22 protein-coding genes are annotated in these 25,494 nt (G+C 62.0%); 14 read left to right on the top strand and 8 right to left on the bottom strand.

What is annotated here, in order from left to right; genetic code table 11:
- The first annotated feature begins 8 nt into the window (after nucleotides 1-8).
- The 3 genes from recQ (at nucleotide 9) to J3P95_RS18030 (ending at nucleotide 4,764) form a co-directional block, all read left to right on the top strand.
- Entirely contained in the window at nucleotides 9-2,135 is a 2,127-nt protein-coding gene (recQ, locus tag J3P95_RS18040) for a DNA helicase RecQ (RefSeq protein ID WP_186637267.1), read from the top strand.
- A 117-nt stretch (nucleotides 2,136-2,252) separates the two neighbouring features.
- On the top strand, nucleotides 2,253-2,687 hold the full coding sequence (locus J3P95_RS18035) for a MarR family transcriptional regulator (RefSeq protein WP_434558133.1): 435 nt from the start codon (nucleotides 2,253-2,255) through the stop codon (nucleotides 2,685-2,687).
- 112 nt (nucleotides 2,688-2,799) lie between these two features.
- Nucleotides 2,800-4,764, top strand: a complete 1,965-nt coding sequence (locus tag J3P95_RS18030) for a FimV/HubP family polar landmark protein (RefSeq protein WP_434580242.1) — start codon at nucleotides 2,800-2,802, stop codon at nucleotides 4,762-4,764.
- 35 nt (nucleotides 4,765-4,799) lie between these two features.
- Here the strand turns inward: J3P95_RS18030 and J3P95_RS18025 are convergent, their stop codons facing one another.
- Nucleotides 4,800-6,989 carry a patatin-like phospholipase family protein gene (locus J3P95_RS18025; protein ID WP_434558131.1) on the bottom strand — a complete coding sequence of 730 codons (2,190 nt, stop codon included), beginning with the start codon at nucleotides 6,987-6,989 and terminating at the stop codon, nucleotides 4,800-4,802.
- A gap of 71 nt (nucleotides 6,990-7,060) precedes the next feature.
- Here J3P95_RS18025 and J3P95_RS18020 point away from each other — a divergent pair, with 71 nt between their 5' ends.
- The gene (locus tag J3P95_RS18020; RefSeq protein WP_434558130.1) at nucleotides 7,061-7,348 is read left to right on the top strand and encodes a SelT/SelW/SelH family protein; all 288 of its coding nucleotides are present in this window, start codon (nucleotides 7,061-7,063) and stop codon (nucleotides 7,346-7,348) included.
- Here J3P95_RS18020 and J3P95_RS18015 read toward each other — a convergent pair.
- Together J3P95_RS18015 and J3P95_RS18010 are read right to left on the bottom strand one after the other, a co-directional pair.
- Nucleotides 7,342-8,232, bottom strand: coding sequence for a DMT family transporter (locus J3P95_RS18015; RefSeq protein WP_434558129.1), 891 nt, complete (start codon nucleotides 8,230-8,232; stop codon nucleotides 7,342-7,344). The two genes, J3P95_RS18020 and J3P95_RS18015, sit on opposite strands and share 7 nt — an antisense overlap.
- Before the next feature lie 92 nt (nucleotides 8,233-8,324).
- Nucleotides 8,325-9,074: an AraC family transcriptional regulator gene (locus J3P95_RS18010; protein WP_434558128.1), complete on the bottom strand. Its 750-nt coding sequence runs from the start codon at nucleotides 9,072-9,074 to the stop codon at nucleotides 8,325-8,327.
- A gap of 134 nt (nucleotides 9,075-9,208) precedes the next feature.
- Between J3P95_RS18010 and J3P95_RS18005 the strand changes: the two genes are divergently transcribed.
- Nucleotides 9,209-10,027: a UDP-2,3-diacylglucosamine diphosphatase gene (locus tag J3P95_RS18005; protein WP_186637248.1), complete on the top strand. Its 819-nt coding sequence runs from the start codon at nucleotides 9,209-9,211 to the stop codon at nucleotides 10,025-10,027.
- Between the two features lie 14 nt (nucleotides 10,028-10,041).
- Here J3P95_RS18005 and J3P95_RS18000 read toward each other — a convergent pair whose 3' ends face one another.
- Nucleotides 10,042-10,353, bottom strand: coding sequence for an Mpo1-like protein (locus J3P95_RS18000; protein ID WP_434558127.1), 312 nt, complete (start codon nucleotides 10,351-10,353; stop codon nucleotides 10,042-10,044).
- Between the two features lie 319 nt (nucleotides 10,354-10,672).
- Between J3P95_RS18000 and J3P95_RS17995 the strand changes: the two genes are divergently transcribed.
- On the top strand, nucleotides 10,673-11,725 hold the full coding sequence (locus J3P95_RS17995; protein WP_434580246.1) for an AraC family transcriptional regulator: 1,053 nt from the start codon (nucleotides 10,673-10,675) through the stop codon (nucleotides 11,723-11,725).
- Here the strand turns inward: J3P95_RS17995 and J3P95_RS17990 are convergent.
- The gene (locus J3P95_RS17990) at nucleotides 11,682-13,136 is read right to left on the bottom strand and encodes a TrkH family potassium uptake protein (protein ID WP_434558125.1); all 1,455 of its coding nucleotides are present in this window, start codon (nucleotides 13,134-13,136) and stop codon (nucleotides 11,682-11,684) included. The two genes, J3P95_RS17995 and J3P95_RS17990, sit on opposite strands and share 44 nt — an antisense overlap.
- A gap of 155 nt (nucleotides 13,137-13,291) precedes the next feature.
- On the opposite strand from J3P95_RS17990, the gene J3P95_RS17985 reads away from it, so the two are divergent.
- Nucleotides 13,292-13,855, top strand: a complete 564-nt coding sequence (locus J3P95_RS17985) for an NAD(P)H nitroreductase (protein WP_434580248.1) — start codon at nucleotides 13,292-13,294, stop codon at nucleotides 13,853-13,855.
- A 196-nt stretch (nucleotides 13,856-14,051) separates the two neighbouring features.
- On the opposite strand, the gene J3P95_RS17980 is transcribed toward J3P95_RS17985, so the two are convergent.
- The 3 genes from J3P95_RS17980 to phhA all read right to left on the bottom strand — a co-directional run bounded on the left by J3P95_RS17980 (nucleotide 14,052) and on the right by phhA (nucleotide 16,485).
- Nucleotides 14,052-15,245 carry an amino acid aminotransferase gene (locus J3P95_RS17980; protein WP_434580250.1) on the bottom strand — a complete coding sequence of 398 codons (1,194 nt, stop codon included), beginning with the start codon at nucleotides 15,243-15,245 and terminating at the stop codon, nucleotides 14,052-14,054.
- The gene (locus J3P95_RS17975; RefSeq protein ID WP_434580252.1) at nucleotides 15,245-15,601 is read right to left on the bottom strand and encodes a 4a-hydroxytetrahydrobiopterin dehydratase; all 357 of its coding nucleotides are present in this window, start codon (nucleotides 15,599-15,601) and stop codon (nucleotides 15,245-15,247) included. The genes J3P95_RS17980 and J3P95_RS17975 overlap by 1 nt, the downstream gene beginning before the upstream one ends.
- A gap of 98 nt (nucleotides 15,602-15,699) precedes the next feature.
- Nucleotides 15,700-16,485, bottom strand: coding sequence for a phenylalanine 4-monooxygenase (gene phhA, locus J3P95_RS17970; RefSeq protein ID WP_434580254.1), 786 nt, complete (start codon nucleotides 16,483-16,485; stop codon nucleotides 15,700-15,702).
- 341 nt (nucleotides 16,486-16,826) lie between these two features.
- Here phhA and J3P95_RS17965 point away from each other — a divergent pair, with 341 nt between their 5' ends.
- The 7 genes from J3P95_RS17965 (at nucleotide 16,827) to flgK (ending at nucleotide 25,485) form a co-directional block, all read left to right on the top strand.
- On the top strand, nucleotides 16,827-18,392 hold the full coding sequence (locus J3P95_RS17965) for a sigma-54-dependent transcriptional regulator (RefSeq protein ID WP_434580256.1): 1,566 nt from the start codon (nucleotides 16,827-16,829) through the stop codon (nucleotides 18,390-18,392).
- 232 nt (nucleotides 18,393-18,624) lie between these two features.
- Complete coding sequence (locus J3P95_RS17960) at nucleotides 18,625-19,362, top strand: flagellar basal body rod protein FlgF (RefSeq protein ID WP_434558119.1); 738 nt, start codon at nucleotides 18,625-18,627, stop codon at nucleotides 19,360-19,362.
- 49 nt (nucleotides 19,363-19,411) lie between these two features.
- Complete coding sequence (flgG, locus tag J3P95_RS17955; protein WP_057448533.1) at nucleotides 19,412-20,197, top strand: flagellar basal-body rod protein FlgG; 786 nt, start codon at nucleotides 19,412-19,414, stop codon at nucleotides 20,195-20,197.
- A gap of 67 nt (nucleotides 20,198-20,264) precedes the next feature.
- The gene (gene flgH, locus J3P95_RS17950; protein WP_434558118.1) at nucleotides 20,265-20,960 is read left to right on the top strand and encodes a flagellar basal body L-ring protein FlgH; all 696 of its coding nucleotides are present in this window, start codon (nucleotides 20,265-20,267) and stop codon (nucleotides 20,958-20,960) included.
- Nucleotides 20,961-21,020: 60 nt separating this feature from the next.
- Nucleotides 21,021-22,091 (top strand): flagellar basal body P-ring protein FlgI, encoded by a 1,071-nt coding sequence (locus J3P95_RS17945; RefSeq protein ID WP_434563889.1) that lies wholly within the window; start codon nucleotides 21,021-21,023, stop codon nucleotides 22,089-22,091.
- A 15-nt stretch (nucleotides 22,092-22,106) separates the two neighbouring features.
- Nucleotides 22,107-23,408, top strand: a complete 1,302-nt coding sequence (flgJ, locus tag J3P95_RS17940; RefSeq protein ID WP_434581179.1) for a flagellar assembly peptidoglycan hydrolase FlgJ — start codon at nucleotides 22,107-22,109, stop codon at nucleotides 23,406-23,408.
- Nucleotides 23,409-23,418: 10 nt separating this feature from the next.
- Nucleotides 23,419-25,485, top strand: a complete 2,067-nt coding sequence (gene flgK, locus J3P95_RS17935) for a flagellar hook-associated protein FlgK (RefSeq protein WP_434558117.1) — start codon at nucleotides 23,419-23,421, stop codon at nucleotides 25,483-25,485.
- The last annotated feature ends 9 nt before the right edge of the window (nucleotides 25,486-25,494 follow it).

Here is a 25,494-nt window from a genome sequence, read left to right as displayed (position 1 = left end):
GAGTTTCTATGCTCGAACAGGCTCAACGCGTCCTCAAGGACATCTTCGGCTACGACAGTTTCCGTGGCCGCCAAGGTGCCATTATTGAGCGCGTTGCCAGCGGTGGCGATGCGTTGGTGCTCATGCCCACCGGCGGCGGCAAGTCCTTGTGCTTCCAAGTCCCGGCGCTGTTGCGCGATGGCCTGGCGGTGGTGGTTTCGCCGCTGATCGCCTTGATGGATGACCAGGTGGCTACCCTTGAAGAACTCGGTGTCGCTGCCGCTGCGCTGAACTCCACCCTCAGTGCCGAACAGCAGCGGGACCTGGCGGCGCGGATCAAGCGCGGCGAAGTGAAAATGCTCTACCTGGCGCCGGAGCGCCTGGTGCAACCGCGCATGCTGGCGTTTTTGCAAAGCCTGGAAATCGCCCTGTTCGCCATCGACGAAGCGCACTGTGTGTCGCAATGGGGTCATGATTTCCGCCGCGAGTACTTGCAGCTGGGGCAACTGGCCGAACTGTTTCCCGATGTGCCGCGCATCGCCCTGACCGCCACCGCCGACAAGCGTACCCGTGAAGAAATCGTCGAACGACTGCATCTGCAGAACGCCGAGCGGTTCCTCTCGAGTTTCGACCGGCCGAACATTTTCTACCGCATCGTGCCCAAGGAGCAGCCGCGCAAGCAGTTGCTGGCGTTCCTTGCCGAGCGGCGCAGCGACGCCGGCATCGTCTACTGCCTGTCGCGCAAGAAGGTCGAGGAAGTAGCAGCGTTCCTGAGCGCACAGGGTTTTCCCGCATTGCCTTACCACGCCGGCCTGCCCAACGACCTGCGCGCCTATCACCAGAAGCGCTTCCTCAATGAGGAAGGCCTGATCATGGTCGCCACCGTGGCGTTCGGCATGGGCATCGACAAGCCCAACGTGCGGTTTGTCGCACACCTGGACTTGCCCAAGTCCCTCGAGGCGTACTATCAGGAAACCGGGCGTGGCGGCCGCGATGGGCTGCCGGCCGATGCCTGGATGGCCTACGGCCTGCAAGACGTGGTGATGCTCAAGCAGATGTTGCAGAACTCTGAAGGCGATGAGCGCCACAAACGGCTGGAGCAACACAAGCTCGACGCGATGCTTTCGCTCTGCGAAGAAACCCGCTGCCGTCGCCAGACCTTGCTGGCCTATTTCGATGAAGACATGCCGCAACCTTGCGGGCATTGCGACAACTGCGTCGATGGCGTGGAAACCTGGGACGCCACCGAACCGGCGCGCCAGGCCCTGTCGGCGATTTATCGCACCGGCCAGCGTTATGGCGTGGGGCACCTGGTGGACGTGCTGCTGGGCAAGGACAACGAAAAAGTGCGCAGCTTCGGCCACCAGCACCTTTCGGTATTCGGCGTGGGCAAGGCCCGCAGCGAGAGCGAGTGGCGGTCGTTGTTCCGACAGCTCGTTGCACGTGGCCTGGCGGACATCGACCTGGAAGGCTACGGCGGCCTGCGCTTGAGCGCGAGCTGCCGGCCGTTGCTCAAAGGCGAGGTCACCCTCGAGTTGCGCCGTGACCTCAAGCCCGCCACGGCGGTCAAGAGCAGCAAGAGCCAGGCCAGCCAACTGGTGCGCGGCGAGGAGCGCGATCAGTGGGAAGCCTTGCGTGCCCTGCGCCGCAAGCTGGCCGAGGAACACGGTGTGCCGCCGTATGTCATTTTCCCCGATTCCACGTTGCTCGAAATGCTCCGCAGCCAACCGACTTCCCTGGCGGAGATGGCCCGGGTCAGCGGCGTCGGCGCACGCAAGCTGGAGCGTTATGGCGAGGCCTTCCTGCAGGTGCTCGGCGGCGAAGTCGAGGCACCCCCGGCAGTCGCCGATGTACGTCACGAACTCATCACGCTGGCCAGGGCTGGCATGACCCCGATGCAGATCGCGGGGCAATTGCAATGTTCGGAAAAAAACGTCTACACGATGCTGGCCGAGGCCATTGGCCAACAACAGCTGTCGTTGGAGCAGGCGCTGGACCTGCCCGAGGAACTGATGGGCGAAGTGCAGGACGCTTTTCTCGATGGCGAAGGCGAACTGCCGCCGGTATCGGAAGTGGCCGCGCTGTTTACCGGTCGGGTCCCGGAAGGCGTCTTGTATTGCGTCAGGGCCGCACTGCAATCGGAATTCGAAGTCTGATCAGTCAGTTACATTCCTTTAACGATTCACTACAGTGCCAGCCTTGCCTGAATCCAAAGCTCATGCTTAGCTGACTAATAATTAGTTTTTCTCTATTTCAGATCCGATGAGTTTTTTATGCCCTTGACCGATCAACACCGTTTTGGCATGCAGCTGGCACAGATGTCCCGCGGCTGGCGCGCCGAGCTGGACCGCCGCCTGGCCGGGCTGGGCCTGTCCCAGGCACGCTGGCTGGTGCTGCTGCACCTGGCCCGGTTCGAACAGGCGCCGACCCAGCGCGAACTGGCCCAGAGCGTTGCCGTAGAAGGCCCGACCCTGGCCCGTTTGCTCGACAGTCTGGAAACCCAGGGACTGGTGCAGCGCCAAGCGGTCGCTGAGGACCGTCGGGCCAAGAAAATCGTACTCTGCGCACCGGCGCTGCCGTTGATCGAGCAAATCGAAACCATTGCCACCCAGTTGCGCCGGGAATTGTTCGAAGGCGTCGATGAGGAGGACATGCGGGTATGCATGCGCGTCCACGGCACGATCCTGGCCAACCTGGAAAAATCCTGAGGCATATCCCCGGCGCCAGACTTTTGAGATTCGGCCGTTAGCGAACTATAACCAGTAGGGAGCGTTCGTATTGGAAGCGTTTCGTACTGGTTAGTGAATCAAAAGGATGCCCATGCTTGAAAGTCTGAAGTCCACGTTGCGCAGTTGGATCAACGTGTCGATCGTCGTGGGTGCCCTCGGTTTTCCGGCCTTGGCGTCGGCGCTGGGCCTGGGTGAGATTACGCTTCATTCCGCGCTCAACCAGCCGTTGCGCGCCGATATCGCCCTGGTCGACGCGGCCGGCCTCAGTGAAGGTGACTTGTCCGCGAGCCTGGCGGGTCCGGACGATTTCAGTCGTGCTGGCGTAGAGCGGGTGTTCTTTCTCAGTAACCTGCGCTTCACGCCGGTGCTGCGCGGCGGGCGCAGTTTCATTCGGGTCACTTCCAGCAAACCGGTCGAAGAACCCTTCCTCAATTTCCTCGTGCAGCTCAACCAGCCCAACGGACGCCTGCTGCGCGAATACACCGTGCTGATCGATCCGCCGGGAACGCCGGGTATCGTGCCCCTCCGCGACGAGCCGTCCACCCCCGCCGAGGCAAAGCCTGCCAGCAAGCCGCCGCCAGCGACACAAGGCAAGCGCTACACCGTCGTGCAGGGCGATAACCCGTGGATCATCGCCAAGCGCCTGCATGATGCCGGCAGCAATGCGTCGGTCAACGAGCTGATGCAGGGGATCCAGGCGCTCAATCCCGGTAGCGAGCGGCTCTCAATCGGCCAGCGCTTGTTGTTACCGGATTCTGCGATATTGCCGCCCGCCGAACGCAGCCCGGCCGCGGCCTCCGTCGCGCCTGACAACAACGCCGAGCAATTGGCGACCAGCGTGCTGCAAAGCCAGCAGCAACAGCAGACCATCGAGCAACTGCAGGCCCGGATCCAGGCCCAGGATGAGGAAATTGCTGCCCAGCGGCAGCAGATCAGCGATCTGCAAGCGCAACTGACCCAAGCCACGCCGCCGGCCGATGCGTCACCATCGTCAGCCTCGGAACCCGACGAATTCGCTCCGGCGGTTGAGGCAGAGCCATTCGTCGACGCAGTGCCGGTCGCGCAAGGCGAGGGCATCGACTGGTTGTGGATGACGGGACTGGTGGGGCTGCTAGGGCTGCTTACGCTGTTGCTTTTTCTCCGTCGCCGGCAACAGCAGGAACTGGCCAGCCCCGAGCCGATGCAGGGTCGTCCCGACCTGACGGTGGACGATGACACCGAGACCTATGCAGAAGCCGCCGACGCCGAGCGACCCGAGGGCGCCGCGTCGTTCCATAACGGCGATGCTCCGTTGGGCGATGTGCTCGAAGGCGTGGGCATCTACCTGACCTATGGCCGTTTCACCGAAGCCGCTGGGCTGCTGCGCGCTGCATTGCTGGCGGAGCCGGGGCGCACCGACCTCGGCCTGAAGTTGTTGGAGGTACTGGGTAAGCAAGGTGATGTCATCGGCTTCCAGGCGCAGGAGAATCACCTGTTGGCCCAGGGCGTCGATCACGAAGCGCTGGAAGAGATCCGCAAGCGCTATCCCAAGGTTGCGGTGATCAACGCGCCGATCGAGGCGCCGGCAGAGATCCAGGCACCGGAGCCTCCACCGACACCTGAACCAGCCCCCGAAGCCGGCGACGAATTCGAACTGAAGCTCGACGGGCTCGCCCTGGAAAACAGCTGGGACCTGGGCGATGCCCAACCGATGTCCGCCGGGCCACAGACGCCGCCGTCCGCCAGGACCGAGACGTTGTCGCTCTCGGGATTCGACGAGCCCGACCTGCAATGGGGCGCGCCGCTGGAAACCGAATCGCTGGACGATGATTTCCTCGACGGATTTGCCGATGAAGAACAGTCGCTGGAGCTGGAACCGATGAGGCTTGAGCCGTTGTCGCTCGAACCGGTCTCCTTCGAACCGCCGCCGGAACACTCGCTCAAATTGGAAGAAGCGCAGAATTGTATCGATGAGGGCGACCTGAAGAGCGCCATCACCTTGCTCGAAGAGTTGCTGGAAGAGGGCGATGAACCGCTCAAAGAGACCGCCCGGGTGTTGTTGGCCGGGATTCGTTGAGTGGGTCTTGGGGCGGACGTGATCAATGAACGGGTCTAGAACGTCTGCCCAAGATTCAAATATACCGCCTGCTCGTCGTCATCGTTAAATCCATAGCTGAAATTCAGCGGCCCCAGCGGCGTATCGAACCCGAGGAAGACACTGGCGGCGTTGATGTAGCCGCTGTCGAATTCGTTGTCGTTGTTCCAGGCCCGACCGCGCTCCAGCGATCCGCCGATGTACAACGGAAAGTCCAGCGGCAAATAGGCGCGTGGGGTGAGCCTGCGGTAATACACGGCGCGCATCAGGCTCATGTTCTGTCCGGATATCCCATCCTCGCGAAAGCCCGACAACTGCCGCGCACCGCCCAGTACGAAACTTGAGGTCACCACCTCGGCGGTGTCCAGAGTCCGGCCGTAGCGGCCGCCCAGGATGAAGGTGTCCGGGCCGCTGCTCAGGGCCTTGTCCAGCTTGAACTCCCACTGACGGTAACGCTGGTCGGAACCCAGGCCCGGTTCGTATTGGCGCCACGACAGGCCGATGTCCTCGCCTTCGTGAGGGAAGTACACGCTGTCGAGGGAGTCGAACGAATATTTGAGCTCGTAGAAGCCTTCGTTGAAGTTTTCGCTGGGTTGGTCATGATCGCCGATGCGCACATCTGCCTTGCCCCAGGCCTGGCCGACGCCGAAGCGGATCTCCCCGCTGTTGCCAATCTGACGGCCCAGGTTCAAGCCGAATCCATAGCGCTCGACCCGGTATTGAGCGACCGGATCGTTATCGAGGATCGACTCGACGTTGCGCGATTCGAATTGCCCATAGGGCGCGATGAAGTAGCGCGAACCGACGTCCAGCGGCTGATAGAACTCGCTGTACAGCTCCTGCTTGTCGCCGATCTGCGCCCGGGTCAGCCATTCCGCGCCGAGGCGATTGATGCCATTGACCCGGTAGCTGGCGCCGAGGTTGAAGGCGCTGTCGCCGCGCATGTCGTCCGACAGGCTCAGGCCCAGACGCAGGTAGTCGGTGCCGGTGCGCCTGCCGCGGGCGCTGATCACCAAGGTATTGTCAGCGCCTTTGTGCACCACGCGGTATTGCACCTGCTCGAAATAATCCAGGCCGTACAGCGTGCCCATGTCGGTCTGCAGGCGACCCAGGTCCAGCGGCTCGCCGATCTGCTGGCGGATGTAGTAGCGGATCACGTCGTCGCCGACTTTCGAATCGTTTTCCACGCGGATCCCGGTGATGACCGGGGTACGCTCGCTGGGCGTGCGCGCCGCCATCAGGTCGGCATCGACTTGTTTGACGGGGAGCAGGTGCGCCAGGCGCGCCTCGAGTATGCGGGTGGCGCGATAGCCGGCATCGATCATCTCCTGGGCCCGGCCAAAATCGGTCGAGCCGTAGCTCGCCAGCGCCGGTTGAATCAATACGTCGTCTTTTCTCAGCGTCGCCAATTGTTCTTCGGAGTTGCGTCGGGTCATCAGGGTGGTCGACTGATTCAAGACGTCCACCACCGTGACCAATTGCTTGCGATTGCGCAACGGTGTGCCGATGTCGACGACGATGGCCATGTCCACGCCCATTTCCCGTGCCACATCCAGCGGTATGTTATCGGCCATGCCGCCGTCCACCAGCAGCCTGCCGTCCAATTCCACCGGGGCGAATACCGCCGGAATCGACATGCTGGCCCGGATCACCTTGGGCAGGTGGCCCTTGCGGAACACGACTTTTTCGCCCGTGGCGATGTCGGTCGCCACGGCCCGGAAAGGGATTGGCAACTTGTCGAAATCCCGGGTATCGCTGGCATGGGCCAGCAGGCTTTCGAGCAGCAAGGCCAGGTTCTGTCCCTGGATGACCCCCAGCGGCAGGCCCAGACTTCCGTCATCGCGAAAGCTGAGTTTCTGTTTTACCAGGAAATCCCGATCATCCTGCTTGCGCCGGAAGGGCACGTCCTTGCGCGGCGGCGCATCGGACAAGGCCTGTTGCCAGTCGATGCCCAGGGCGAGTTTTTCCAGTTCGTCGATCTTGTAGCCCGAGGCATAAAGCCCGCCGATCACCGCGCCCATGCTGGTGCCGGCGATGGCGTCGATCTTGATGCCTTGTTCTTCCAGGGCCTTGAGCACGCCGATGTGGGCCAGGCCACGGGCCGCGCCGCCGGACAATACCAGGCCGATTTTCGGGCGCGGCGGTTCGACCGCGTCGGCAAACAAGGGCAGCAGTAACAGAAGCAGGCAAGGCAGCAGGCGGCGCATCGTCAATCTCGAGGCAGGCAATCAAAGGCGAGTAGTATAACGACGCCTTTGAAACCAGGAGTTCATCCGCCATGACCAAGCCAAAACCAGAAGTCGTCATCACCTATTGCACCCAGTGCCAATGGCTGCTGCGCGCCGCGTGGCTGGCCCAGGAGCTGCTCAGCACGTTCGCTGACGACTTGGGCAAGGTGTCGCTGGTGCCGGGCACCGGTGGGGTGTTTCACATCAGTTGCGACGGCACGCAGCTGTGGGAGCGCAAGGCCGACGGCGGCTTTCCCGAGGCCAAGGTCCTCAAGCAGCGGGTCCGCGACCGGATCGATCCGGAGCGCGACCTGGGGCACAACGACCGGACTCAGTGAGACGGCGCTTGAGCGCTGACGCTGGATTTTTTCGTACCACTGAGTTGGCTCGATACCACAATCGCGACGATGATCAGCATGCCTCCCAGCAGCATGCGCAACGTCGGATTCTCATCGAACAGCAGCCAGGCGATGGTGATGCCATAGACCGGCTCCATGGCGAACACCACCGCTGCGGTGCGGGCCTTGATCACCGCCAGGCTGGCGACGAACAGGCTGTGGGCCAGGCCGGTGCAGAACACGCCGAGCAGGCCGATCCACAGCCAGTCGATGGGGCGCACTTCGCTCAATTGCGGCGCGGCCATCGGCAGCAGGCACAGCCCGACCACCAGGTTCTGGCAGAGCGCGGCCTGTACCGGTGGGACATGCCCGGAGCCGGCGCGGTTGGTCAGCGACAGCAGTGAGAACAGCAGCCCCGACGCCACCGCCCACAGCAGGCCGGTGGTGGCGCCGCTGGCCAGGTCGAAGTCCGGCGTGACCAACACCAGGCCGATGCTCACCAGGACCACCAGGAGGAATTCGTTGGCGCGGATCCGTTCGCGGAAGATCAGCCCTTCGAGCAGCACCGTGAACGCGGGGAAACTGGCGAACCCCAGTGTGGCGATCGCCACGCCGGCAATTTTCACCGAGATGAAAAAACTCACCCAGTGTGCGGCCAGCAGCAGTCCGCCAAGCAGCAAGCGGCGAGCGTCCAGGGCCCGAAGTTTCTGCCAGCGGGTGCTGCTGGCGAACCGGGCGAAAATCGCCAGGGCCAACACGGCGAACACCGCGCGGCCAAACACAATGACGGCCGGCGAGGCGGCGGCGAGTTTGCCGAATACACCGGTCAGGCCAAACATGAGTGCGCCAATGTGCAGGGCGCCGAGGGCGGTACGGGGTGTCATTGCAATCCTTGTTGAGCGGTTGGACGTGCGGGTATTGAACCCGGTGCCGAGCGTTTTTGTCTGTCGCGATCCTAGCGATTTTTAACGCGGATCTAGTGTTGGCGTCGGAGTTTGCCCGGCGGGGCGCCGAACTCGCGCAGTACCGCCGCGGCGAAGGCACTCTGGGAGCTGTAGCCGACCCGGTGGGCGATCTCCCCGATGGGCAGGTCTGTCTCGCGCAACAGCGCCACGGCCTTGTGCAAACGACGGCTGCGGATGTACCCCATCGGCGTCTGCCCACGTTCGACGACGAAACGGGCATGCAGGCGAGCGCTCGAAAGCCCGGCGACCCGGGCCAAGTCCGCGACCTGCAGCGGATAAGCGGCATATTGGTCGATGTGAGCATCGAGCGCGGCATAGGGCAGGCGCCGGCCGCCGGTCGTTTCGTGACGGGCGCCATTGAGGCTGGCCAGCAGCAACACCGCGCCTTGCTGAGCGATCAGCGGATCGTCCACCGGGCTGCCCGCGAGCCAGCTGACCAACTGGCTTTGCCCCGCATCCAAGAGCAGGCGGGCGGTGTTGTCGAGCAATCTGCGACTGGCATCGGCGTGATTGCCCAGGCATTGCCCCACCCAGTCATCGTCAGGCACATCCAGCACCAGGCAGCGACTGCCCAGGGGACTGCCACAGGCGTGATGGGCGCCGGCCGGCACCACCACGAAACTCTGCTGCACCACTTGGCTGCCGCAACCTTCGACTTCGAAGTCCAGCGCGCCCGACAACCCGAACACCAGCTGTGCATGGTCGTGGCTGTGGACAATCAAGTCGTGGCTGTAATGGCGTAGCGTGAGGATCGGTCTCATCGCGGTCTCCAGGGGCTGACGGCCAGTCTACACCTGGGGCGCGGCGTCTCGCGCTGTCATGTAATCGACTTATTGCTGTCATGACGCATTAACCGCTGGCGTGCACTGTGGTGAAAACGATCAGAGGGTTGCCCATGACCAGCGCCGAGCTCGCCAGACCCAGCCGCAAGCAGCGTGTTCGCACCCTGTGGATTTCCGACGTCCACCTGGGCACCCGGGACTGCCAGGCCGAGCACCTGTCGCAGTTTCTCAAGGGCTACCACACCGACAAGATTTACTTGGTAGGAGACATCATCGACGGTTGGAAGCTGCGCGGTGGCATGTATTGGCCTCAAGCCCACACCAACGTCATTCGCCGCTTGTTGACCATGAGCAAGCGCGGCACCGAAGTGATCTACGTCACCGGTAATCACGACGAATTCCTGCGACGCTATTCAAAGCTGATCCTGGGCAATATCCAGTTGGTGGACGAAGCGGTGCACGTGACCGCCGATGGCCGGCACTTGTTGGTGATCCATGGCGATCAGTTTGACGTCATCACCCGCTATCACCGTTGGCTGGCGTTCCTCGGGGATTCGGCCTACGAGTTCACCCTCACGCTGAACCGCTGGCTCAACCATTGGCGGGCCCGTTATGGCTACGGCTACTGGTCGCTGTCGGCGTACCTCAAGCACAAGGTCAAGACCGCCGTCAGTTTCATCAGCGATTTTGAAGAAGCCATCGCCCATGAATGCGTCAAGCGCGAGTTGCACGGTGTAGTGTGCGGGCACATCCACCACGCCGAGATGCGCAAGGTGGGCGAAGTGGAATACCTCAACTGCGGCGACTGGGTCGAGTCGTGCACGGCACTGATCGAGCATTGGGACGGGACGATCGAGCTGTATCGACTGGCCGACGCCCAGGCGCGCGAGGCGCTGGTCAAGGCTGAGCTGAAGGTGACCGAGCCTGCCTAGGCCCTTGTAGTGGGCTAGAACGCAACCTTGCCCAGCAACATGTCGCGGTACATGACGAAATCGCCAAGCAAGCTATAGAGCGGATGCTGGAAGGTGGCGGGGCGGTTTTTTTCGAAGAAGAAGTGCCCGACCCAGGCAAATCCGTAGCCAGCCACCGGCAGGGCGACCCACAGCCACCAGGCGCCGACGACAAGGGCCATGGCGAAAATCAGGATGACCAGGGAGGTGCCGATGAAATGCAAGCGTCGGCAGGTGCTGTTGCTGTGTTCGCCGAGGTAATACGGGTAGAACTCGGTGAACGTAGTGAATCGTTTGGTGTTTTCCAAGACTGCAGGCTCTTTGGTTATTATTTTTGGCGGCTGATGTGTCCAGCCGCTAACGTTGAGTCTAGAGCGTCCACTTGCCACAACCAGTGACAATCAGCGCCAGTCTAGTGTCCTGTCTTACAAATACTGTTCCTTCTGGACGGCGTCTGTTGCCATCATGCTGCGTTGCCGCTCCTCGCCATAGCTGGCTATGACTCGTCGCGGCGCCTTGCCTGACGACAACAGCCACTCGTCCAAAAGGAACGTATTCATAAGACAGGACACTGATATCCTTCGCAAATCCGGCCGTACCCCGCGGCTCGTCATGCAAGTAAACGTCATGAGCGAACGAACGACTTCTTCGAGCTGGGCGATGGGGATTGTCAAAGCGTTGGAAATGGATGGCCTGGACTGTCGGGCGCTGTTCAAGCAGTTGGGGTTGGATTATGCCGCGTTGGAGGATCCGGACGCGCGTTTTCCCCAGGACTCGATGACGCGGCTCTGGCAGTTGGCGGTGACGCTGTCGGGTAACCCCGCCATAGGCCTGAACATGGGCAAGGTGGTGCGCCCGGCATCGTTCCATGTGGTCGGTTACGCCTTGATGTCCAGTCGAACGTTGGTCGAAGGGTTCCAGCGCCTGGTGCGTTATCAGCGAATCATCGCCGAAAGTGCCGAGCTGACTTTTCGTCGCCTGGAAGAAGGCTACGGGCTGATCCTGACGGTGCACGGCGACCACCTTGCGCCCACCCGCCAAAGTGCCGAAGCGTCCATGGCTTGTGCGCTGGCCTTGTGCAACTGGTTGACCGGACGCACCTTGCACCCGGTGAAGGCGCTTTTCCAAGGCGCAGAGCCCGTTGACGTTACGCCTTATCAACAGGTTTTCGGCGCGTCGCTGGTGTTCGATGCGCCCTATGACGCGCTGATTTTCCAGCAGGTCGACATCGAAGCGCCGCTGCCCACGGCGAACGAGGCGATGGCGCTGCTTCACGATCGGTTTGCCGGGGAGTACTTGGCGCGTTTCTCCGAAAGCCGCGTGACACACCAGGCGCGGCAAGTGCTTTGCCGGCTGCTGCCCCAGGGCGAGCCCAAGCGTGACGCCGTGGCGCAGACGCTGCACCTGTCGCAGCGCACCTTGCAGCGGCGCTTGCAGGAAGAGGGCACCAGTTTCCAGAGTCTGCTGGACGACACCCGTCGCGAGCTGGCCGAGCAATACCTGGCGCAGCCGGGCATGACTTTGTTGGAAGTCGCCTATCTATTGGGCTTTGCCGACCCGAGCAATTTTTTCCGCGCTTTTCGTCGCTGGTTCGGGACCACGCCCGGCGAATACCGGGCGCGCAGCGCGACTCCGCTCAGTGACGCCAGAACGCCGGAATACACAATACGAACACCGTAATGATCTCCAGTCGGCCCAACAGCATGCCGCCCGAAAGAATCCATTTGGCCGCGTCCGGCAGCGGCGCGAAGTTGCCGGCCGGGCCGATGGTCTCGCCAAGGCCCGGGCCGACGCCGGATACGGTGCTGGCTGCGCCGGTCAGCGCCGTCATCCATTCCACGCCCAACAGCGACAGCAGCAGGGCGATCACGCAGATGGTGATGGCGAAGAAGAACGAAAACGTCAGGATCGAACGCACGATTTCTTCATCCAGGCGATGACCGTTGTACTTCTGCTTGATCACCGCGCGTGGGTGGATCAGTTGGTTAAGGTTGGCCCGCAGCAGGATGTAGGCGACCTGGAAGCGGAAAATCTTGATCCCGCCGGCGGTCGAGCCCGAGCAGCCACCGACAAAGCCCAGGTAGAAAAACAGCATCAGCGAGAAATTGCCCCACAGGCTGTAGTCCCCCAGGGCGAAACCGGTAGTGGTGACGATCGACGTTACGTTCAGCGCCACGTGTCGCAGCGCCTCGAGCCAATGCAGGTCGGTAGTGATCCAATACCAGGTGCCGAGCACCAGCCAGGTGACCAGCAGCACGCCTAGAAGCCCTTGGACTTGCTGGTCCTTGATCAGCGCCCGACGGTTGCCGCGCAGCGTCGAGACGTACAGGGCAAACGGCAGGCTGCCGAGGATCATGATGACAATGGTCACCCAATGCACGGCCGGTTGGGTCCATTTGGCCAGGGACAGGTCCGAGGTGGAAAAACCGCCGGTGGAAATGGCCGACATCGAGTGGTTGATTGCATCGAACAGGCTCATCCCGGCCCACCACAGGGCCAGGGTGCCGAGGATGGTGATGCCCACGTAGGACGCCACGATCAGCCGCGCCACCATGTGCGAGCGGGGCATGACCTTTTCCGAACGGTCAGACGATTCGGTCTGGAACAGCCGCATGCCACCGATTCGCAACAGCGGCAGGATCGCCACCGCCATGCCGATAAAACCGATGCCACCGAGCCAGTGCAACAGCGAGCGCCACATCAGGATTCCCGGCGACATCGTGTCCAGGCCGCTCAACACCGTGGCGCCGGTGGCGGTGATGCCCGACATGCTTTCAAAGAACGAATCGGTGTAGCTGATGTGCTGGGTCAGCAAAAAGGGCAGCGCGGCGAAGACGCACACCACCAACCAGCTGCTGACGGTCAGCAGGTACATGTCGCGCGGGCGCAGGTGAATATGCTCCGGGCGCCCGGGAAGCACCAGGGCCAGGCCGGCGACAAAAGTGATCATGCTCGACCAGAGGAACGACGGCAGGTCGCTGGTGCGCTCGTAGACTAGCAACGTGGCCATCGGCACGACCATGAAGATCGCCAGGGTGATCAGGAAGATGCCGATGATAAAACCAATGATCCGCAGGGTCGGCAACGCCATGGAGTCCGCTCGGGCTGAAAGGGAAGGGGCGCCATTCTACCTGCGACAGGCGGCATGTAAACCGGCGCCCGCTGCCGCGTGTATCGGAATTTGAACTAACCAACTGACGGTACAAGCCACTAGAATAGCCGAACATTTTTTCCAGGAGGTGGCCGATGCAGGCTCTCGACGCTTTGCTCAACCGTGTTTCCGTCCCGCGCCTGGTGGACCCGGCACCGACTCTCGAACAGCGCGAGGTGATGTTCGCCGCTGCGATGCGCGCGCCCGATCACGGCCAGTTGCGCCCATGGCGTTTCCTCACCGTCGAAGGGCAGGCGCGAAACCGCATGGGTGAGTTGCTGGCCGAAGCGGCCCGCTTCAATGACCCGCTGGTGCCCGAAGCGGTTGTGGAAAAAGCCCTTAATGGCCCGCTGCGCGCGCCACTGGTCGTGGTGGTGGTTGCGCGTCTGCAGGACCATTTCAAGATTCCGAAAGCCGAACAATTGCTGGCGGCCGGCTGCGCGGCCCACGGCATCCTGCTGGCCGCTTATGCCCAAGGGGTAGGTGGCGTGTGGCGTACCGGTGAGTTGGCGTATTCGCCGCATGTGGCGAGGGGGCTGGGCCTTGAAGACGGGGAAGAGGTGATCGGTTTCCTCTACCTGGGCACGCCGCAGAAAGAAGCGCGCACGGCGCCGAAGGTGGAAACCGCAGAATTTGTCAGCGAGTGGACAGGCCAGTAGCCCCGCAAGGGCAGCGGATTATTTGAGGCTGGTTTTATCCATTGTGGCGAGGGAGCTTGCTCCCGCTGGGCGGCGAAGCCGCCCCAAATGGAACAACGCTATCTGCCTGGCACACCGCGCCAGGCCTGTTTACGACTGCTGCGCAGCCGAGCGGGAGCAAGCTCCCTCGCCACAAAATCAACGGCCGACGGTGGTGTTATTTGCAAACCTCGGCAATCGCCTCGGCCAGCGCATCCAGGCGCGTCGCATCGATGCCCGCCACATTGGCCCGGCCGGTGCCGACCATGTAGACGCTGTGGCGCTCGCGCAACTGCCTGACGTGCTCCGGCGAGAGGCCGGTGTAGGAGAACATCCCGCGTTGTACGCCGATATGGGCGAAGCGTTCACGCAAGCCATGGGGTTCGAGCGCTTCCAGCAGGCCGCTGCGCAACTGAGCGATGCGTTGGCGCATGGCTTCCACTTCATCGGCCCATACATTTTTGAGCTCGGGGTTGCCGAGGATCGTCGTCACCACCGCCGCGCCGTGATCCGGTGGCGTCGACCACAGGTTGCGGGCGATGTTGGCCAGTTGACTGCGAATGTCGAGCAGTTTGTCTGCGTCGCGGGCACAGACGATCAGCGCACCGGTGCGGTCGCGATAAAGACCGAAGTTCTTCGAGCATGAACTGGTGATCACCACTTCCGGCAACGCTTCGGCAAACAATCGCACGGCCCATGCGTCCTGTTCCAGCCCGTCGCCAAAGCCCTGGTAAGCGAAGTCGATCAACGGTAGCAGGCCGCGGCTGCGAACCACATCCAGCACCTGGCGCCATTGCTCGTGGGTCAGGTCGAAGCCGGTGGGGTTGTGGCAGCAGGCATGCAGCAGCACCACATCGCCTTTGGGCGCCTGGTTCAGACTCGCCAGCATCGCCTCGAAGTCGAGGCGGTTGTCGGCGCCCACGTAGGGATAATGACTGGCCTTGACGCCGGCGGCGGCGAAAATGGTCTCGTGGATCGGCCAGGTCGGGTTGCTCAGCCACACGCCTCGGCCCGGCAGGCACTGGGCGATGAAGTCGGCGCTCAAGCGCAGCGCGCCAGTGCCGCCCGGGGTCTGGGTGGCGCCGGCGCGTTTGTCGGCAAGCAGCGGCGAGTCGGCCCCCAGCACCAGTTCATTAATCAATTGGCCGAACGTGACATCACCGTGACCGCCGATGTAGGTCTTGGTGACCTGGCGATCAACCAGTTTCTGTTCAGCCTGTTTCACCGATTGAAGAATCGGCGTCAGGCCTTGGGCATCCTTGTACACACCGACGCCGAGGTCGAACTTGCCGGGATTGCTGTCCGCCCCGTAGGCCTCCATCAGGCCGAGGATCGGGTCGCCGGGCACACGGCCGATGGCATCGAAATGCATTACTTGCGGCCCTCGGCGGTCATGGCTACGTCATCGGTGCGGGCGGCCATGATGAAGTCGTTGCGGTGCAAGCCCTTGATGGAATGACTCCACCAGGTCACGGTGACCTTGCCCCATTCGGTGAGCAGGCCTGGGTGGTGGCCTTCGGCCTCGGAGATTTCACCAACCGCGTTGGTGAACGCCAGGGCATGCTTGAAATTCTTGAACAGGAAAACTTTTTCCAGCTGCATCACGCCGTCGCGCACTTCGATGTTCCAGTCCGGGATCTGCTTGATCAGGATCGGCAGTTCTGCGTCGCTGACTTGCGGGGCGTCGGCGCGGCAGGCTTCGCAATGGGCTTGGTTCAGAGTGGTCATGGTGTGTTCCCGAATCGAATATTGGAAAACGTCGATGCAGCCACGCTAAAGCAAAGGGGCGTGGCGCAACAGACTCAATTGAAATCAAAAGTAGCGGTTCACGCCGCTTTCGGTGGAAATTTTGGCGCGTGCAGGCCCAGCTCCCGGCCACGCTGGACCATGCCCATGATGTCTTCATGAGCGAGGTCGAACAGGCGCTTGAGCTCGGGCAGGACGAAATACAAGGGCTGCAGGATGTCGATGCGATACGGCGTGCGCATGGCTTCCAGTGGGTCGAAGGCCTGGTGTTCCGGCTCGTCCGACAGGCAGTACACGGTTTCCTTCGGGGAAGACAGGATGCCGCCGCCGTAGATGCGCCGGCCTTGCGGAGTCTGGACCAGGCCGAATTCGATGGTCATCCAGTACAAGCGAGCAAGGTAGACGCGCTCTTCCTTGGACGCCTGTAGCCCGAGTTTGCCGTAGGTGTGGGTAAATTCGGCGAACCAAGGATTGGTTAGCAGTGGGCAGTGGCCGAAGATCTCATGGAAAATGTCCGGCTCTTGCAGGTAATCCAGCTCTTCGCGGGTGCGGATAAACGTCGCGACCGGAAACTGTTTGTTGGCGAGCAATTCGAAGAACGTCTGGAACGGAATCAGCGCCGGCACCCGGGCGACTTGCCAGCCCGTGGTCTCGCCCAGCACGTTGTTGATTTCCCCCAGTTGCGGGATGCGGTCGTGGGGCAAGCCAAGCTTGTCGATGCCGTCGAGGTATTCCTGGCACGCGCGGCCTTCGATGACTTTCAGTTGGCGGGTGATCAGCGTGTTCCACACCGAGTGTTCTTCGGCGGGGTAGTGGATAAAACCTTGCGCATCGGGCTCGCGAGCCACGTATTGCGTCTGCTTCATGCTGCTCTCCTGCTGTTTTCCTCCGGCGTTTCGAGCCGGCGGAAAGGCTGTTTGTTTTTATGTCCAGCGATGCATTAGAGATAACCCGAAGCGAGGGCGTGTGCAGCAGGTAAATCCAGGCAGGAACAGCTTGCCAACCCGAAATATGTAAAGTTTTCGTTACGTTTTTCCGCCGTGCTCGGCGTCGTGGGGATTTTTGGCTGTGAAATATCCTACAGCTGTCACATAATCTTGACGGCTATTTACACCACAGGGCAGAAAGCTGTGGCAAGGGGAGCTTGCTCCCCGCTGGACTGCGAGGCGGTCCCTATATTCATGCTTGCAAACACATCGGGCCTCTTATGCGCATCAAAGTCCATTGTCAGAATCGCATCGGCATCCTGCGGGACATTCTCAACCTGCTGGTGGAGTACGGCGTCAACGTCGCCCGTGGCGAGGTCGGTGGTGAGCATGGCAACGCGATCTACCTGCACTGCCCGAACCTGATCAACATCCAGTTCCAGGCGCTGCGTCCGAAATTCGAAAGCATCGCCGGGGTATTCGGCGTCAAGCGCGTAGGACTGATGCCCAGCGAGCGTCGGCACATGGAGCTCAACGCCTTGCTTGGCGCCCTCGAGTTTCCGGTGTTGTCCATCGACATGGGCGGCTCCATCGTCGCGGCCAACCGGGCTGCAGCGCAGTTGCTTGGGGTGCGAGTGGACGAGGTACCAGGAATTCCCCTGTCCCGGTATGCCGAGGACTTTGACCTGCCTGAGCTGGTGCGCGCCAACCAGTCGCGCATCAATGGCTTGCGGGTCAAGGTCAAGGGCGACGTGTTCCTGGCGGATATCGCCCCGCTACAGTCGGAACACGACGACAGCGAGGCCATGGCCGGCGCGGTGCTGACCCTGCACCGCGCCGATCGGGTGGGCGAACGTATCTATAACGTGCGCAAGCAGGAGCTGCGCGGTTTCGACAGTATTTTCCAGAGTTCGAAAGTGATGGCGGCGGTGGTCCGTGAGGCCCGGCGCATGGCGCCGTTGGACGCGCCGCTGTTGATAGAAGGCGAAACCGGCACCGGCAAGGAATTGTTGGCCCGCGCCTGTCACCTGGCGAGCCCGCGTGGGCAGTCGCCACTGATGGCGCTCAACTGTGCCGGGCTGCCCGAGTCAATGGCCGAGACCGAGCTGTTTGGCTACGGTCCCGGTGCCTTCGAAGGCGCCCGGGCCGAAGGCAAGCTTGGCCTGCTGGAATTGACCGCTGGGGGAACGCTGTTCCTCGACGGGGTAGGGGAGATGAGCCCGCGCCTACAAGTGAAATTGCTGCGCTTCCTGCAGGACGGATGCTTCCGTCGCGTAGGCAGTGACGAAGAGGTTTATCTGGATGTCAGGGTGATCTGCGCGACCCAGGTCGATTTGTCGGAGCTCTGCGCACGGGGAGAATTTCGCCAGGATCTGTATCACCGCTTGAATGTCCTTTCCCTGCACATTCCACCGCTGCGCGAATGCCTCGACGGCCTCGCGCCGCTGGTGGAACATTTCCTCGACCAGGCCAGTCGCCAGATCGACTGCCCGCTGCCCAAGCTGGCCCCAGCGGCCATGGACCGTCTCAGCCACTACCATTGGCCGGGCAACGTCCGGCAGTTGGAAAACGTATTGTTCCAGGCCGTTTCCCTGTGTGACGGCGGAACGGTCAAGGCCGAGCACATCCGCCTGCCGGACTACGGCGTGCGCCAACCCCTTGGCGATTTCTCACTTGATGGTGGGTTGGAGGATATCGTCGGACGGTTCGAGAAAGCCGTGCTGGAGCGCTTGTATTCCGAGCACCCCAGCAGTCGGCAACTGGGCAAGCGCCTGGGGGTTTCCCATACGACCATTGCCAACAAATTGCGCGAATATGAAGTTGGCAAGGAGCCCGGACCGGGCTAGATCAGCTTGGCACAGAAATAGGGTGCCGCTGCCGGATAGGTAAACCTTTGCCTTGCAGCGGCACGACACCGCCGGTTTTTCGTCTTCGATACATCTGCAATATCCCTTCAGGTAGTCCCAAGCCCTTTGTTTACCGGGTCTATCAGCGCCAGAAAAAAGTTGGTCTGCAAATTGCTTAAGGCTGTGCAACACAGCAGTGGACGGCAAACGTCCGGCATGCAGAGGAACGACAGTGGACAAGTACCTTTATGTGGCAATGACCGGCGCCAGCCAAAACGCGCTGGCGCAACGGGCCCATGCCAACAACCTGGCGAACATCTCCACCAATGGTTTTCAGAAAGACCTGGAGCAAGCACGTTCGATGCCGGTGTTCGGCGACAGCTTTCCGGCGCGGGCGTTTGCGATGTCCGAGCGTCCCGCCACCGACTTCACTCCGGGTGCGCTGATTGAAACCGGTCGCGACCTCGACGTGGCGGTCAGCGGGCCGGGCTGGATGGCGGTGCAGAACCCCGACGGCGGAGAAAGCTACGTGCGCACCGGCAGCCTCAATGTCGATGCATTGGGTGTCTTGCGGGCCGGCAACGGCATGCCGGTGATGGGCAACGGTGGTCCGATCGCCGTGCCGCCAGAGCAGAAAATCGAGATCGGCCAGGACGGCACCATCAGCATCCGCGCCATGGGCGAAGGCCCGCGTGTGATGGCTGAAGTGGACCGCATCAAGCTGGTCAACCCGGACCTCAAGACCATGACCAAGGGCTTGGACGGTTCGATCCGTTCAAAAGACGGCCAGGCGGCGCCCATCGATGCCAACGTACAGTTGGTGTCGGGGTTCCAGGAGGCGAGCAACGTCAACGCCGTGGATGAGATGACTTCGGTGCTGGCCCTGGCCAAGCAGTTCGAGCTCCACGTCAAGATGATGACCACCGCCAAAGAAGGCGATGAAGCCATGGCTCGGGTCTTGCAGATCTAACTATTAATTACAGCGTTGCGCCGAAAAACAGGCGTACGAGGAGAATCGAATGCTTCCGGCTCTTTGGGTTGCCAAAACAGGTCTGTCCGCCCAGGACACCAACCTTTCCACTATTTCCAACAACCTGGCGAACGTGTCGACCACGGGTTTCAAACGTGACCGCGCCGAGTTCCAGGACTTGCTGTACCAGGTAAAACGCCAGCCAGGCGCCCAGTCGACCCAGGACAGCGAACTGCCGTCGGGCCTGCAAGTGGGTACCGGTGTGCGCATCGTCGGCACCCAGAAAAACTTCAACGCCGGCAGCCTGCAAACCACCGAGCAGCCGCTGGACATGGCCATCGACGGTCGCGGTTTCTTCCAGATCCTGCAACCGGACGGCACCACGTCCTACACCCGTGACGGTACGTTCCACCTCGATTCCAATGGCCAGATTGTCAATGCCAGCGGTTTCGCCCTGGAGCCGGCCATCATCATCCCGAACGATGCCCAGACCTTCACCGTCGGTCGTGACGGCACCGTGTCCATCACCATTGCAGGCAACCCGGCCTCCCAGGTGATCGGCAACCTGCAGACCGCTGACTTCATCAACCCGGCCGGCCTGCAAGCGGTGGGTAACAACCTGTTCATGGAAACCGCCGCCAGCGGCGCGCCGCAAGTCGGCACTCCGGGCCTGAACGGTTTCGGCACCACGCTGCAGAACACCCTGGAAACCTCCAACGTGAGCACCGTTGAGGAGATGGTCAACATGATCACCACCCAGCGCGCCTACGAGATGAACTCCAAGGTGATTTCCACCGCCGACCAGATGCTCTCGTTCGTTACGCAGAATCTTTAACCGCGTCGTCCGTCATTACGTAGACAGGGCGGCCCCAGGGTCGCCTGCAACACCAAGAGGTAGGGTCATGAAACGCTTCGTATCTGTTCTGGCACTGAGTGGGATTACCGCACTCGCGGGCTGTGTCGCGCCAACGCCACGGCCCAATGACCCGTACTACGCTCCGGTGTTGCCGCGCACGCCGTTGCCGGCAGCCGCCAACAATGGCTCGATCTACCAGGCCGGTTTCGAGCAGAACCTGTACAGCGACCGCAAGGCTTTCCGGGTCGGTGACCTTATCACCATCACCCTGAACGAGCGGACCCAGGCCAGCAAGAACGCTAACTCGCAGGTCGACAAGACCAGCGAGACCAGCGTCGGCCTGACGTCGTTGTTCGGCTCGAGCCTGACCACCAACAACCCGATCGGCAGCAACGACCTGAGCCTCAGTGCCGGTTATGGCGCCGACCGTGCCACCAAGGGCGACAGCAAGTCGGGCCAGAGCAACAGCCTGACCGGCTCGATCACCGTGACCGTTTCCGATGTGCTGCCTAACGGCATCATCGTCGTGCGGGGCGAGAAATGGCTGACCCTCAACACCGGTGATGAACTGGTGCGCATCGCCGGCATGGTCCGCGCCGATGACATCGCCACCGATAACACCGTTTCGTCCACTCGCGTGGCCGATGCACGCATCACCTATTCGGGCACTGGTGCCTTTGCCGATGCAAGTCAGCCAGGTTGGTTCGACCGTTTCTTCCTCAGCCCGAAGTTCCCTTTCTAGGTGGCCCAGTTGAATCTTAAGCGGTTGAACCTCAAGCAGCTGTTGATCGGCGCCCTGGCAATGACGGCAGCCTTCAGCGCTCACGCCGAGCGCCTGAAAGACATCGCCAGTATTTCCGGTGTGCGCTCCAACCAGTTGATCGGCTACGGCCTGGTCGTGGGCCTTAACGGCACCGGTGACCAGACTACCCAGACCCCGTTCACCCTGCAGACCTTCAACAACATGTTGTCGCAGTTCGGCATCAAGGTGCCGGCCGGCTCCGGCAACGTGCAATTGAAGAACGTCGCGGCGGTGTCGATCAGCGCCGATCTGCCGGCGTTTGCCAAGCCCGGCCAGCAAGTGGATATCACCGTTGCCTCCATCGGTAACTCCAAGAGCTTGCGCGGCGGCACCTTGTTGATGACTCCGCTCAAGGGTATCGACGGCAACGTCTATGCCATCGCCCAGGGCAACCTGGTGGTAGGCGGTTTCGATGCCGAAGGGCGCGACGGTTCGAAGATCACCGTCAACGTTCCGTCGGCCGGTCGCATCCCCGGTGGTGCGTCGGTGGAACGTGCGGTGCCGAGCGGTTTCAACCAGGGCAACAGCCTGACCTTGAACCTCAACCGTTCCGACTTCACCACGGCCAAGCGCATCGTCGACAAGATCAACGACCTGCTCGGCCCAGGGGTGGCCCAGGCCATCGACGGCGGCTCGATCCGCGTCACCGCGCCACTGGATCCGAGCCAGCGCGTCGACTACCTGTCGATCCTGGAAAACCTCGAGGTCGATCCAGGCCAGGCGGTGGCGAAAGTCATCATCAATTCGCGCACCGGCACCATCGTGATCGGCCAGAACGTCAAAGTGTCGCCGGCCGCCGTGACCCATGGCAGCTTGACCGTGACCATTACCGAAGACCCGATCGTCAGCCAGCCCGGACCGCTGTCCAACGGCCAGACTGCCGTGGTACCGCGTTCGCGGGTCAACGCCGAGCAGGAAATGAAGCCGATGTTCAAGTTCGGCCCGGGCACTACCCTGGATGAAATCGTCCGGGCGGTGAACCAGGTCGGCGCGGCGCCGGGCGACCTGATGGCGATTCTCGAAGCCTTGAAGCAGGCCGGCGCGTTGCAAGCCGACCTGATCGTGATTTAAGGAAAACGGGCCATGGTGGATATGCGCAAAGGCGCTTTGACCAGCGGGGATTCAGCCTCCTATTCGGACCTGAATCGTCTTAACCAGCTCAAGGTCGGCGACAAGAACAGCGAAGGCAACCTGCGCAAAGTGGCGCAGGAATTCGAGTCGCTGTTCCTCGGCGAAATGCTCAAGTCCATGCGCTCGGCCACCGAGGCCTTGGGCAAGGACAACCCGATGAATACGCCGGAAGCCAAGCAGTACCAGGAAATGTACGACCAGCAGTTGGCTGTTTCCATGTCCCGCGAAGGCGGCGGCATCGGCCTGGCCGATGTGCTGCTGCGCCAGATGTCCAAGAACAAGCCGCTGGCCTCCGGCGAGGCAGCCACGTTGTCGGCCGCCAAGCAGCAAGAGGCGCTGGAAAAAGTCGTCAAGGCACCGGTGCCTACGCCAGTGGCCGCCGGAACGCTGCCCGATGGACCTTTGTCGCGCAGCAACGGCCAGCGTCCGCTCTGGGCTTCGCGGGCCGTGAGCGCGCCGCAAGGGGCCGAGGGTATTCATCGCAACGACATGGAGCTGATCAACCAGCGTCGCCTGGCCCTGCCGCCGAAGCTCGCTGATCGCTTGCTCGCCGGCTTGGTGCCGCCAGCCGCGGTCAACGCCGAAGCCGTCGCCCATAACGTCTTGCCGGATCGCGCCGTGACCGCCGTCAAGCCCGCCACCGGTGAACTGGCCAATGGCGACTGGCTGGCTGCGCTCAAGGCTGCCGAGCCCAAAGGCGACCTGCAGGTTTACGGTCGCGCCGTGGCCCAGCCACCGCTGGCACCCGCGCGCAAGGCCTTCCGCGATGCCGATGAATTCGTCGACGCCATGCTGCCGATGGCCAAGGAAGCTGCCGACCGCATCGGTGTCGACCCGCGCTACCTGGTGGCCCAGGCTGCCCTGGAAACCGGTTGGGGCAAATCGGTCATGCGCCAGCCCGATGGCAGCAGCAGCCACAACCTGTTTGGCATCAAGGCCAGCAAGAACTGGACGGGCGATTCGGCGCGTGCCATCACCAGCGAATTCCGCAATGGCGCGATGGTCAAGGAGACGGCCGAGTTCCGTTCCTACGCCTCCTATCGCGACAGCTTCCATGACTTGGTCAACCTGCTGCAAAGCAACAGTCGCTATCAAGATGTCCTGAAGTCTGCCGATAACCCGGAACAGTTTGTACGCGAGTTGCAGAAGGCCGGTTACGCCACCGACCCGAACTACGCCAGCAAGATTTCGAACATAGCCCGGCAGATGACGAGTTACCAAAACTACGCTTCGGCTGGTGCCACCACGACTTTATAAGGTCTGAACCATGAGTTTGCTCAATATCGGGATGTCGGGTCTGTCCGCAAGCCAGACCGCACTGGTGACCACGGGTAACAACATTGCCAACGTCGATACCGCTGGGTATTCGCGTCAGCAGACCGTGCAGACCACCAAGGCGTCGAACCAGTACGGCAACGTGTTCATCGGCTCCGGCACCACCCTGGCGGACGTTCGCCGGGTGTATAACTCGTATCTTGAAGCGCAGTTGAAAACCACCACCTCGCTCAACAGCGACGCGGCGGCTTACCAAGGGCAGATTACCCCGCTCGATTCCCTGTTGTCGGACAGCGGCACCGGCCTCAACGGCGCGTTGACCAAGTTTTTCGCCTCGGTGCAGAACGTCAACGCCAAGCCAGGTGACGATGCATCCCGCCAGTTGCTGCTCAGCGATGCCCAGGCCCTGAGCAACCGTTTCAATTCGGTCGCCAGCCAGTTGACGGAGCAGAGCCAGAACATCAACGGCAACCTGTCGAACATGGTCGACCAGATCAACAGCCTGGCCACCACCGTCGCCCAGTTGAACAAGAAAATCGCCGAAGTCTCCAACGCCGGCGGCGCCCCCAACGACCTGCTCGACGCCCGCAGCGAGACCATTCGCCAACTGTCGACCTTCACCGGCACTCAAGTCGTCGAGAACGGCAGCAGCCTGGACATCTACCTTGGTTCCGGCCAGCCGCTGGTCATGGGCAACATCACCAATAAATTGGAAGCGGTGCCGGACAGGAACGATCCGGGGCGCATAGGCATCCAGCTCAACAGCGGCTCCAGCGTCATGGACCTCACCCAGGTGCTCACCGGCGGCGAAATCGGCGGCCTGATGCGCTACCGCAGCACCGTGCTGGACCCGGCCATGAACGAGCTGGGCCGCGTGGCGCTGGTCGTCGCCGACCAGATGAACAGCATCCAGGCCTCGGGTATCGACAAGAACGGCGCCTTCGGTTCCAACCTGTTCAGCAGCATCAACAGCGCCGCGCAGATGAGCCAGCGCAGTGTCGCCTCGCTGAGCAACAGCGCCGGGTCCGGCAACTTCAACGTGTCGATCGAAGACACCGGCAAGCTGACCACCAACGACTACAAGATCACGTTCACCAGCGGTACCAACTACACCGTACAGCGCTTGCCCGATAACACGCCGATGGGCACGTTCAGCACCACGACCACGCCGCCACCGGTGGTCGATGGTTTCGCCCTGACGTTCGGCAGTGGCCCGGCGGTGGCCGGTGATTCGTTCAAGATCACCCCCACCCGCAACGCGGCGGGCAGCATCAAGACCGAGATGACCGACTCCAAGCGGCTGGCGATTGCCGCGCCGTTGGGCGCTGCCATCACGCCGGGCGGCAGCGGTACGCTGACCATCCCGGCCAGCGGCCAGCCGACGATGACCACGAAGCTGGACATCTACGACGAAGCCACCACCAGCATCATCCAGAACGGCATCAAGAATTCCATGCCGGTCAAAGTGGTGTTCGGCGCGACCTCGACCGACGGCACCAGCCAGGCTTATCAGTTACTCGATGCCAAAGGCGGTACGATCAGCAGCGGCACGATCAAGCCCGGCCAGAGCAACACCCTGAGCCTGAGTGTTCCGCTCAAGGATGCGACGGGTGCCCCAATCATGGATTCGTCCGTACCGCCGGTGCAGCGCACCGTCACGTTCGACATGTCCATCGCTGGCGCGCCTTCCCAAGGTGCCGGCATCGACATCAGCCTCAGCCAGCCCGGCAGCCTGGACAACCGTAATGGTACTGTCCTGGCCGGCTTGCAGACCGCCAAGACCGTGGACACCAACACCGCCAGCAAAGGTATTTCGCTGAACGATGCCTATGGCAAGCTGGTGGAAGGCGTCGGCGCCAAGGCCGCCCAAGGCAAGCTCGACAGCGCCGCCACCGGCGCGATCCTGGACAACGCCAAGAATGCCCGCGACTCGCTTTCGGGGGTGGACCTGGATGAAGAAACCGGCAATCTGGTCAAGTTCCAGCAGTACTACACCGCGTCTTCGCAGATCATCAAGGCTGCGCAGGAAATTTTCAGCACGTTGATCAACAGTCTTTAAGGAGCCGTA

This window comes from Pseudomonas sp. Z5-35, from assembly GCF_051131945.1.
GTDB classification, from domain to species: Bacteria; Pseudomonadota; Gammaproteobacteria; order Pseudomonadales; family Pseudomonadaceae; genus Aquipseudomonas; species Aquipseudomonas marvdashtae.
Note: the sequence above shows the minus strand (reverse complement) of the source record. Positions and strands in the feature narration are given on the sequence as shown.

Excerpts from the sequence above, each read along its gene's own strand:
- recQ (WP_186637267.1), top strand. The coding sequence starts at position 9 with ATGCTCGAACAGGCTCAACGCGTCCTCAAGGACATCTTCGGCTACGAC.
- J3P95_RS18035 (WP_434558133.1), top strand. The coding sequence starts at position 2,253 with ATGCCCTTGACCGATCAACACCGTTTTGGCATGCAGCTGGCACAGATG.
- J3P95_RS18030 (WP_434580242.1), top strand. The coding sequence starts at position 2,800 with ATGCTTGAAAGTCTGAAGTCCACGTTGCGCAGTTGGATCAACGTGTCG.
- J3P95_RS18025 (WP_434558131.1), bottom strand. The coding sequence starts at position 6,989 with ATGCGCCGCCTGCTGCCTTGCCTGCTTCTGTTACTGCTGCCCTTGTTT.
- J3P95_RS18020 (WP_434558130.1), top strand. The coding sequence starts at position 7,061 with ATGACCAAGCCAAAACCAGAAGTCGTCATCACCTATTGCACCCAGTGC.
- J3P95_RS18015 (WP_434558129.1), bottom strand. The coding sequence starts at position 8,232 with ATGACACCCCGTACCGCCCTCGGCGCCCTGCACATTGGCGCACTCATG.
- J3P95_RS18010 (WP_434558128.1), bottom strand. The coding sequence starts at position 9,074 with ATGAGACCGATCCTCACGCTACGCCATTACAGCCACGACTTGATTGTC.
- J3P95_RS18005 (WP_186637248.1), top strand. The coding sequence starts at position 9,209 with ATGACCAGCGCCGAGCTCGCCAGACCCAGCCGCAAGCAGCGTGTTCGC.
- J3P95_RS17995 (WP_434580246.1), top strand. The coding sequence starts at position 10,673 with ATGAGCGAACGAACGACTTCTTCGAGCTGGGCGATGGGGATTGTCAAA.
- J3P95_RS17990 (WP_434558125.1), bottom strand. The coding sequence starts at position 13,136 with ATGGCGTTGCCGACCCTGCGGATCATTGGTTTTATCATCGGCATCTTC.
- J3P95_RS17985 (WP_434580248.1), top strand. The coding sequence starts at position 13,292 with ATGCAGGCTCTCGACGCTTTGCTCAACCGTGTTTCCGTCCCGCGCCTG.
- J3P95_RS17980 (WP_434580250.1), bottom strand. The coding sequence starts at position 15,245 with ATGCATTTCGATGCCATCGGCCGTGTGCCCGGCGACCCGATCCTCGGC.
- J3P95_RS17975 (WP_434580252.1), bottom strand. The coding sequence starts at position 15,601 with ATGACCACTCTGAACCAAGCCCATTGCGAAGCCTGCCGCGCCGACGCC.
- phhA (WP_434580254.1), bottom strand. The coding sequence starts at position 16,485 with ATGAAGCAGACGCAATACGTGGCTCGCGAGCCCGATGCGCAAGGTTTT.
- J3P95_RS17965 (WP_434580256.1), top strand. The coding sequence starts at position 16,827 with ATGCGCATCAAAGTCCATTGTCAGAATCGCATCGGCATCCTGCGGGAC.
- flgG (WP_057448533.1), top strand. The coding sequence starts at position 19,412 with ATGCTTCCGGCTCTTTGGGTTGCCAAAACAGGTCTGTCCGCCCAGGAC.
- flgH (WP_434558118.1), top strand. The coding sequence starts at position 20,265 with ATGAAACGCTTCGTATCTGTTCTGGCACTGAGTGGGATTACCGCACTC.
- J3P95_RS17945 (WP_434563889.1), top strand. The coding sequence starts at position 21,021 with ATGACGGCAGCCTTCAGCGCTCACGCCGAGCGCCTGAAAGACATCGCC.
- flgK (WP_434558117.1), top strand. The coding sequence starts at position 23,419 with ATGAGTTTGCTCAATATCGGGATGTCGGGTCTGTCCGCAAGCCAGACC.